Source organism: Streptomyces sp. RP5T (assembly GCF_003933965.1).
Lineage (GTDB): Bacteria > Actinomycetota > Actinomycetes > Streptomycetales > Streptomycetaceae > Streptomyces.
In genome coordinates this window covers 1-8,352 of the sequence record NZ_RSAJ01000372.1, presented here as the reverse complement: position 1 = coordinate 8,352, position 8,352 = coordinate 1, and the positions used below count along the sequence as shown (strand labels likewise).

At 69.3% G+C, this 8,352-nt stretch carries 6 protein-coding genes; 2 read left to right on the top strand and 4 right to left on the bottom strand.

Features of this window, described 5'->3' with window-relative positions; genetic code table 11:
* Positions 1-107: 107 nt before the first annotated feature.
* Positions 108-1,028, top strand: a complete 921-nt coding sequence (locus EHS43_RS30190) for a DUF5829 family protein (protein ID WP_125193884.1) — start codon at positions 108-110, stop codon at positions 1,026-1,028.
* Between the two features lie 67 nt (positions 1,029-1,095).
* On the opposite strand, the gene EHS43_RS30185 is transcribed toward EHS43_RS30190, so the two are convergent.
* Positions 1,096-2,136: an NAD(P)-dependent alcohol dehydrogenase gene (locus EHS43_RS30185; protein ID WP_125193883.1), complete on the bottom strand. Its 1,041-nt coding sequence runs from the start codon at positions 2,134-2,136 to the stop codon at positions 1,096-1,098.
* Between the two features lie 179 nt (positions 2,137-2,315).
* Between EHS43_RS30185 and EHS43_RS30180 the strand changes: the two genes are divergently transcribed.
* Positions 2,316-3,218, top strand: coding sequence for a helix-turn-helix domain-containing protein (locus tag EHS43_RS30180; RefSeq protein WP_125193882.1), 903 nt, complete (start codon positions 2,316-2,318; stop codon positions 3,216-3,218).
* A 22-nt stretch (positions 3,219-3,240) separates the two neighbouring features.
* Here EHS43_RS30180 and EHS43_RS30175 read toward each other — a convergent pair whose 3' ends face one another.
* The 3 genes from EHS43_RS30175 to EHS43_RS30165 form a co-directional block, all read right to left on the bottom strand.
* A complete protein-coding gene (locus EHS43_RS30175) occupies positions 3,241-4,011 on the bottom strand; it encodes a group II truncated hemoglobin (protein WP_125193881.1) in 771 nt (256 codons plus the stop codon).
* 97 nt (positions 4,012-4,108) lie between these two features.
* Positions 4,109-7,429, bottom strand: a complete 3,321-nt coding sequence (locus tag EHS43_RS30170) for a S8 family peptidase (RefSeq protein ID WP_125193885.1) — start codon at positions 7,427-7,429, stop codon at positions 4,109-4,111.
* A 213-nt stretch (positions 7,430-7,642) separates the two neighbouring features.
* Positions 7,643-8,326 carry an ABC transporter ATP-binding protein gene (locus EHS43_RS30165; RefSeq protein WP_125193880.1) on the bottom strand — a complete coding sequence of 228 codons (684 nt, stop codon included), beginning with the start codon at positions 8,324-8,326 and terminating at the stop codon, positions 7,643-7,645.
* Between the last annotated feature and the right edge of the window lie 26 nt (positions 8,327-8,352).

The following is an 8,352-nucleotide window of genomic DNA, read 5'->3' as shown; positions in this document are numbered from 1 at the left end:
CCCGTGAACCGCCACCTGTCAAGCATTTCGACCTCGCTGGAAAAGAACTGTGGCCGCCGCCCGCCCGCCCTACGATCGCCCGCATGATGATTCCGCGGAAATTACGGATGATCGTCGTGCTCGTCGTGGCCCTCGCCACGGCGATCGGGGGTGCCGTGGGGACGGCGCAGGCCCAGGAGGGCCGTGTCTCGTCCGAGCGGCAGTTGCTGTTCTACAACCACTCCTACGGGGTCCTGGACCGGGAGACCGCCGACGCGATCGAACACTCCGACTACTTGAGGGACTTCGCCAACTTCCAGGTCCGCACCACGACCGGAGCCGGCGGACAGACATGGACCGGCCGCTACCTGCTGGGCCGCGAGACCTATCTCGAACTGTTCGGGGTCGGTGACATCGCCAGCCCGGACGGCACCCTCGGCTCCGCCGGGCTGGGCCTGTCCACCGAACGCGACGGAGACCTGGCGACGGTCACCGAACGGCTGAGGAGCGAGGGGGTCGCCGACCCGATCGAGTTCCTCCAGACCCGGGACTTCGGTGACGGTGTGCCCGTGCCGTGGTTCGACGCCATCCTCACCGCCACCGAGTACGACGCCTTCGGTGCCTGGGCGATGGAGTACCGGCCGGAGTACTTCGCCGATCCCCGCAGCAACACCGAGCCGGAGAGCTTCCCCGGTGACGTGGGCCGGGAGCGTGTCCTGTCGGACGACTACCGCACCCATCTGATGCGGGACGTGACCTCGGTCCGTATCGCGGTCACCGAGGGCGACCTCGCCGACACCGTGCCGTTGCTGCGGGCCGGCGGGTTCGCCGTCAGGAGTGTGACGGGCGGGGGCGTGGTCGCGGAGGGCGGCGGCACCGTGATCCGGTTCGACGTGGCTCCGCGCGAGCGCGCGGGGTTCCAGCGGGTCGAGATGTCCCTGAACCGGCCCCTGAAGGAGCGGCACGTGGAGCGGATCGGCCACTCGACCCTCACCGTCGGTCCGGGCAGCCGTGCCGTGTGGACATTCGCGACCGACGGCACCCCGTAGGAAGTGATCGCTGTACGCGCGAAGGGCCCCGGTCGTCGACCGGGGCCCTTCGTACGTGCCGGGTGGGTCAGATGGTCGCCGTGTCGATCACGAAGCGGTAGCGGACGTCGCTGGCGACGACCCGCTCGTACGCCTCGTTGATCTCCGACGCGGCGATGAGCTCGATCTCGGCGCCGATACCGTGCTCCGCGCAGAAGTCCAGCATCTCCTGGGTCTCGGCGATGCCGCCGATCGCCGAACCGGCGAGGGTCTTGCTGCCGCCGATGAGGGAGAAGAGGTTCAGGGCGATCGGCTCCTCGGGGGCGCCGACGTTCACCAGGGCGCCGTTCGCCTTGAGCAGGCCCAGGTAGGCGCCGAAGTCGAGCGGGGCCGAGACCGTGGAGAGGATGAGGTCGAAGGTGCCCGCCAGCTCCTTGAAGGTGGTCTCGTCGCTGGTGGCGTAGTAGTGGTCGGCGCCCAGCTTGAGGCCGTCGTCCTTCTTGCGCAGGGACTGGGAGAGGACGGTGACCTCGGCGCCCAGCGCGTGCGCGATCTTGACGCCCATGTGGCCGAGGCCGCCCAGGCCGATCACGGCGACCTTCTTGCCGGGGGCGGCGCCCCAGCGCTTGAGCGGGGAGTAGGTGGTGATGCCGGCGCACAGCAGCGGGGCGGCCTCGTCGAGGGCCAGGCCCTCGGGGATGCGGACGACGAAGTTCTCGTCGACGACGACCTTCTCGGAGTAGCCGCCGTAGGTGGGCTCGCCGTCCTTGCCGACGGCGTTGTACGTGCCGACCGAACCGCCGGTGCAGTGCTGCTCCAGACCGGCCTTGCAGTTGTCGCACTCCCGGCAGGAGTCGACGAGGCAGCCCACGCCCACGCGGTCACCGACCTGGTACTTGGTGACGCCGGGGCCGACCTCGGAGACGATGCCCGCGATCTCGTGGCCCGGGACCATCGGGAAGATGGCCTCGCCCCAGCCCTCGCGGGCCTGGTGGATGTCGGAGTGGCAGATGCCGGCGAACTTGATGTCGATCAGGACGTCATGCTCGCGGACCGCCCGGCGCTCGATGGTGGTGCGCTCCAGGGGAGCCTTCGCGGCGGGGGCGGCGTATGCGGCGACAGTGGTCATGCCGGTGGTTCTCCTAGCGAGGGGGTCTGTGCCCGGCTGCCTTCTGTCCTTTGTCCGGGCACGTTCTCCACAGTGCCCCGTGGATCACGATCCACCCAGGCCCCGGCTTTGCGTACGTCCACTGGTCCTACCACCGGCGGGGACAGGATCGTGGACGTACGACCGTGAATACTTGACGTATGGACGACATGGCCGAGGAACTGCCCGGAAGCGGCTCACTGGACCGGCGTGCCGAGCTCAGCGAGTTCCTGCGCACCCGGCGGGCCCGGCTCAAGCCCGAGGACGTGGGGCTGCCGGACTTCGGGCGGCACCGCCGGGTGCCGGGGCTGCGCCGCGAGGAGCTGGCTCAGCTGGCGGGTGTCTCCGTGGCGTACTACACACGCCTGGAGCAGGGCAACGGGCGCAATGTCTCGGCGGAGGTCCTCGGCTCGATCGCCCGCGCGCTGCGGCTGACCGACGCCGAGCACGCGCACCTCACGCATCTGGCGAAGCCCAAGCAGCACAAGAAGAAGCCGGCGGCGCGCAGCGAGCAGGTGCGCGGGTCGATCCGGCAGCTGCTGGACTCGGTGGACGTCCCGGCGTACGTGTCGGGGCGGCGCTCGGACATCCTCGCCTGGAACCGGATGGCGGCGGCGGTGTTCGGGGACTGGTCGGAGCTGCCGGCGCGGGAGCGCAACTGGGCGCGGCTGGTGTTCCTGCGGCCGGAGTACCGCGAGCTGTTCGTGCCGTGGGAGCAGAAGGCCACCGACATGGTCAGCTATCTACGCATGGACGCCGGCTGCCATCCGGACGATCCGCTGCTGTCCGCCCTGGTGGGTGAACTCTCCGTCAAGAGCGAGGAGTTCCGGCGGCTGTGGGCGACGCACGACGTCAAGGAGAAGAACTACGGCGTCAAGCAGCTGCGGCATCCGCTGGTCGGGGAACTGACCTTGAACTTCGAGTCGTTCCCCCTGTCCGACGGCACCGAGCAGGCTCTGATCACCTACCACGCGGAACCGGGCTCGCCGTCGGCCGACGCGCTGCGGCTGCTGGCGAGCTGGGGCGCGGACGCGACCCGGGCGGGCGAGTCCGCGCGCTCCTGATCCGGTTCGGCGCTGGTACGGCTCAGCCCTGGTACGGGGGTGCCGCCCCCCAGTTCCACTTCGGCACCGGCTGCTCCGCGGGCGGCTTGGCGTCCGGTCCCGAGAAGTGGACCGCGAGCCGGGTGCCCCACTCGACGTAGGCGAGGAACGCCGAACGGAACTCCGGGTCGGTGGGCAGGCCGGCCTCGTCGGCGGCGTCCTGGATGAGTTCGACCCAGCGGCGGCGCTGCGGCTCGGTGATGCCGCGGCCGAGGTGCTTGGCGACCATGTGGCCGTGGCCGCCCTGGGTCTCCGAGTAGGCGGTCGGGCCGCCGAAGACCTCCGCAAGCCACAGGGCCACGTGCTCGGCGTGGTCGGGGGCCAGGCCCGCGAACACCGGCGCGAGCAGGTCGTCGGCCAGGACCTTCTCGTAGAACACCGTGGTGAGCCGGTCGAATGCCTCCGTGCCGCCCGCCCACGCGAACAGGGTGGGCACGGCGGCACCCCGGCCGCGGACCGTCGTCGGCTTGTAGTGCCGCATCTCCTCGATGTTCTCGACGTACGGCCGGATCTCGGCGAGGAAGTCCGGGAACAGCTCCGACTTGCGGAAGCCCTCCAGGTGGTCCTCGGTGGAGGTCCAGGTGATCCGCAGGACGTAGTGCTCGAAGTCCTCCTCGCAGCGCGCCAGTTCGTAGTCGACGCACTGCGGGGCCGCGGCCAGCTGGGCCGAGGCGTGGGTGTAGGCGGACAGGAACTCCGCCGAGCGGTCTTCCGGGATGCGGTAGCGGATGTACTCGACGGTATGTGTGGTCATACGGCCACTCAAACACGGACGGCCGTCGCGGGCACAGCGCGAAGGGCCCGCCGGACAGTGTGCGTCCGGCGGGCCCTCGGCTAACGGGTGCTGCGGATCACTTCGCGTAGTACGCGTTGTAGATCGAGATCGTCGACTTGTTGCCCTTCTTGTCGGCGATCTTGGCGTGGAAGGAGATGGCCTTCCCCTTCGCCGGGTTCTTCACGGTGATCTTGCCGCCCGAGACCGTGAGCTTCTTCCAGGTCTGGCCGTAGTCGTACGACACGTACACCGCGAGGGACTTCAGGTTGGAGCCCTTGGCGGAGCCCTCGACGGTCACCGGGATCTTGACCGTCTTGCCGGCCTCGACCCTGCTGTCCAGACCCGTGGCCGCGTTGAAGCGGACCGTGGAGGCGGGCAGCTTGGCCGGACCGGCCGCCTTCTTGGACGAGAACGTCCAGCTGGCGTCGATCCGGGTGGAGGCCGCCGCGACCTTGACGCTGCGCTTGACCGAGGTCGTCAGCTTGTACGAGGCCTGGCCGGCGGGAACCTTGAACGTCTTCTCGCCGAACAGCGGGTCGTCGTTCGAGCCGACCTTGACGCCGTTCTTGTACAGCGTGGTCTTGACCGAGGTGAACGCCGAGGAACCGGCGTGGGCGTTGGCGTCCGCGAACAGCGGCAGGGAGCCGAAGATCTCGTTGCCGTCGCGGTACAGACCGAAGTCGGCGTTCAGGTGCGGGCCGAAGACCGCGGTGTTGAAGGTCTTCGCGTAGGACTTGCCGCCCTTGAAGGACTGCGGGGCACCGAGCGTGTAGTACGCGTCGGCGATCGGGAAGCCCTCCGCGTCGACAGCGCCGTCCTGCTCGAAGTCCATCCCCCACTTGACGCCGCCGACGGTGGACAGGTGCAGGGTGCGGGTGCCGGGCAGGGTCTGCTGGATGCCGATCGAGGAACCCGAGAAGGAGCCGGGCAGCCAGCCCACGGCGTTGATCGAGCCCTTCTTGCCGCTCGCCGCCGCGCCGAGGCCGACCTTCACCTTGGCCAGCTCACTCGCCTTGTAGTGCTTGGTGTAACCGGTGGCGAACTGCTTGACCTTGCCGCCGGCGACGGTGTCGTACTGCTCGGTGGCCCCCTTGCTCCAGTGGCCGTCGAACTGCTGGCTGAGCGAGCCGTCGGTCACCTCCGGGCCGAGGTGCGCGGTACGGAAGCCCGTGTACGAGTCCAGGAACCAGCCGTAGCCGTAACCGCCGTCGGGCGTGTCGACCTGGAAGCCCGGCGCGGCGAACTCCGACTTGGCGGCCGCGTCCGGAACGGTGATGTCGACCGGCTTGGCCTTGCGCGCGTCCAGCGTGATCGTCGTCTTCTTGGTGACGTTCAGCTTCGGCTGGACCAGCCAGTCGGCGCCCTTGGTGGCGTCCTCCGGGTCCACGAAGTACGCGGAGTTGAGGATGTAACCACCCTTGGGGACGCGGACGGTGACCGAGCCGTCCTCCTCGTACGGCGAGAATCCCTTGCCGTTGGCGAGGCCGGAGATGCCGGTCAGGCCGACGTCGTAGTTCTTGGCCGGCTTGCCGTCACGGTCGAGAACGTTCAGCGTGACGTCGTACGACTCGACCTCCCGCTGCACCGCCGCCGCCGTGCGCACGGTCTGGCCGCCGCCCGTCGCCGTCACGTACGCGGAGTACGCGCCGTCGAGCGTGCCGCCCAGCTTGGTGTTGACGGTGACGTCGACGGAGGCCTTGCCGCCCGCCGGGACCGTCACCGTGGTGGCGCCCAGCTTGAAGAAGCCGGCCGGAGCGGCCTGCCCCTTCGGGTTCGTGGCCGTCGACGTCAGCTTCAGCGTGACGTCCTTCGTGCCGAGGTTGCGGTACGTCAGCTGCTTGGTGACCGGGGTGTCGTCGGTGTGCGGCCACTGCTGCGTGCCGAAGCTCACCGAGACCGGGTCGGCGATCACGCTCTGCGCGATGGCCTTGTCGACCTGGATACGGCCCGAACCCTGCTGGAACGGGGTGTACTTGCCGCCCTTGGTGGAGCCCGTCAGGGCGCCCTTCAGCTCGGCGTAGCGCCAGTCCGGGTGCTCCTGCTTGAGGATCGCCGCCGCGCCCGCGACATGCGGGGTCGCCATCGACGTACCGGAGATGGTGAGGTAGCCGGCCGGCTTCTCGCCGACCTCCTTGTCGATGAGGCTGCCGGGAGCGGCGGCCGCGGTGATGTCCACGCCGGGCGCGGTCACGTCGGGCTTGATCTGCCCGTCGAGGCCGGGGCCGGTGCTGGAGAAGGAGGCCAGCTTGTCCTTGTCGTCGACCGCGCCGACGGTCAGGGCGGAGGCGGCGCTGCCCGGGGAGCCGATGGTCTGGTCGCCGAAGTCGCCCTCGTTGCCGGCGGCGATGGCGAACAGGATGCCCTTGGTCTCCGAGAGCTTGTTGACCTCGGCTTCCAGCGGGTCGATCTCCGGGGTGTCGCCGCCGCCCAGGCTGAGGTTGACGACGTCGGCGCCCTGCTCGGCGGCCCACTCCATGCCGGCCAGGATCTGCGAGTCGTCGCCGTAGCCGTCGTCGCTGAGCACCTTGCCGTTGAGCAGCTTGGCGCCCGGCGCCACACCCTTGTACTTGCCGCCGGACTTCGCGCCGGTACCGGCCGCGATGGAGGCGACGTGGGTGCCGTGGCCGAACTTGTCGGTCGCGTCGGCGGAGGTGGAGAAGTTCTTGGCCGCGATCACCTGGTCCTTGAGGTCCGGGTGGGTCGCGTCGATCCCGGTGTCCAGGACGGCGATCTTGACGCCCTTGCCGTTGTAGCCCTTGGCCCAGGCGGTCGGCGCGCCGATCTGCGGCACGGACTTGTCGAGGCTGGCCTTGCGGACGCCGTCGAGCCAGACGTGGGCGATACCGGAGGCGGTCCGGTCGCCGTCGGTGACCGCCCGCCACAGCTCGGGCGCGTCCTCCTTCGGCGTCTGCACGGCGTCGGCGTTCAGGGAGGTCAGGGAGTGACGCAGGGTGCCCGCGTCCCGGACGTCGCCCTTGGCCGCGCTCGCCGCGCCCTTGTAGCCGACGATCACCTTCAGTCCCTTGCTCTGGGACTTGCGGGTGGTGGCCTTGTTGAGCTCGGTGACGTCGAACAGGCGCTGGTCGAGCTTGCCGCTCGACACCAGGCGGACGACGTCGGACGGCAGCACATAGGTGTGGCCGCCGGACGTGCGGAGCTGCACCGGTATGTGTTCGCGGCCCTTCGCGGGCTCCAGGCCCACGACACGGCCCTTGGCGTCGACGACGACGCGGTCACCGGTGATCAGGGTGATGCGGTGCTTGGGCGCGAGCTGCGCCTTTTTCGACTGGGAGACGTTCGACGCCGGTTTCGCGTCCGCCGAGGCCGGGCTGGTCATGCCCGCCGCGAGCGCTACCGCGGCCGCCGTGGCGATCGTGGCCGCGCATGCCTTTTTCACTTGTCTGCGCAAGTTTCCCCCTTGCAGAAGGTCCGGGTGAATTCCCCGTTCACCCAGCCGGGGGGAGACTCGCACGTCTATACGCACACCCCCCGGTGCTCGAAGTATGCCGAGGGGTGATCACGACCTCAAGGGACAAGTCCTTGACAGGAACGTCTGTTACAAGACCGCCGGGTTCAGCGGGAGTTGGGGCTGCCGGACGCGCTCGCGGGCTCAGGAGGCGGCGTTCTCCTTCACCGTGATCCGGCCCTTGCGGATCGTGGCGAGGCGAGGGGCCTTCTTAGCGATGGCGGAGTCGTGGGTGACCATGATGAAGGTCAGCCCCAGCTCCTTCCACATGCGTTCGAGTACGTCCATGATCTCGTCGCGCATCGACTCGTCGAGGTTGCCGGTGGGTTCGTCGGCGAGGAGCACCTTCGGCTCCTTGACGAGGGCCCGGGCGATGGCGACGCGCTGCTGCTGGCCGCCGGACAGCTCGGAGGGAAGGTGCCGCAGTCGCTCCCCGAGCCCGACGGAGGCGAGGGCCTCGGCCGCCCGCTCCCGCCGCTCCTTCGCCTTCACGCCGAGGGGTACGAGGGCGGTCTCGACGTTCTCCTGGGCGGTGAGGGTGGGGATGAGGTTGAAGGACTGGAAGACGAAGCCGATGTTCTCGCTGCGGACCCGGGTCAGCCGGGCCTCCGACAGTTTCGCCAGGTCGGTTCCGTCCAGGACGACTTCGCCCTCGGTGGGCTTGTCCAGTCCGCCGAGCATCTGGAGGAGGGTGGACTTGCCGCCGCCGGTGGGGCCCTGGATGACGAGACGGTCCCCGTCGGCGATGGTGAGGTCCACGCCGGCGAGCGCGTCGACGGTGTCCTTGCCTCGCGAGTAGCGCTTGGTGACGCTTCTGAGTTCGTACATGGTGAGCTCCTGGAGTGGTGGGGTTC

Excerpts from the sequence above, each read along its gene's own strand:
- EHS43_RS30190 (WP_125193884.1), top strand. The coding sequence starts at position 108 with ATGATCGTCGTGCTCGTCGTGGCCCTCGCCACGGCGATCGGGGGTGCC.
- EHS43_RS30185 (WP_125193883.1), bottom strand. The coding sequence starts at position 2,136 with ATGACCACTGTCGCCGCATACGCCGCCCCCGCCGCGAAGGCTCCCCTG.
- EHS43_RS30180 (WP_125193882.1), top strand. The coding sequence starts at position 2,316 with ATGGACGACATGGCCGAGGAACTGCCCGGAAGCGGCTCACTGGACCGG.
- EHS43_RS30175 (WP_125193881.1), bottom strand. The coding sequence starts at position 4,011 with ATGACCACACATACCGTCGAGTACATCCGCTACCGCATCCCGGAAGAC.
- EHS43_RS30165 (WP_125193880.1), bottom strand. The coding sequence starts at position 8,326 with ATGTACGAACTCAGAAGCGTCACCAAGCGCTACTCGCGAGGCAAGGAC.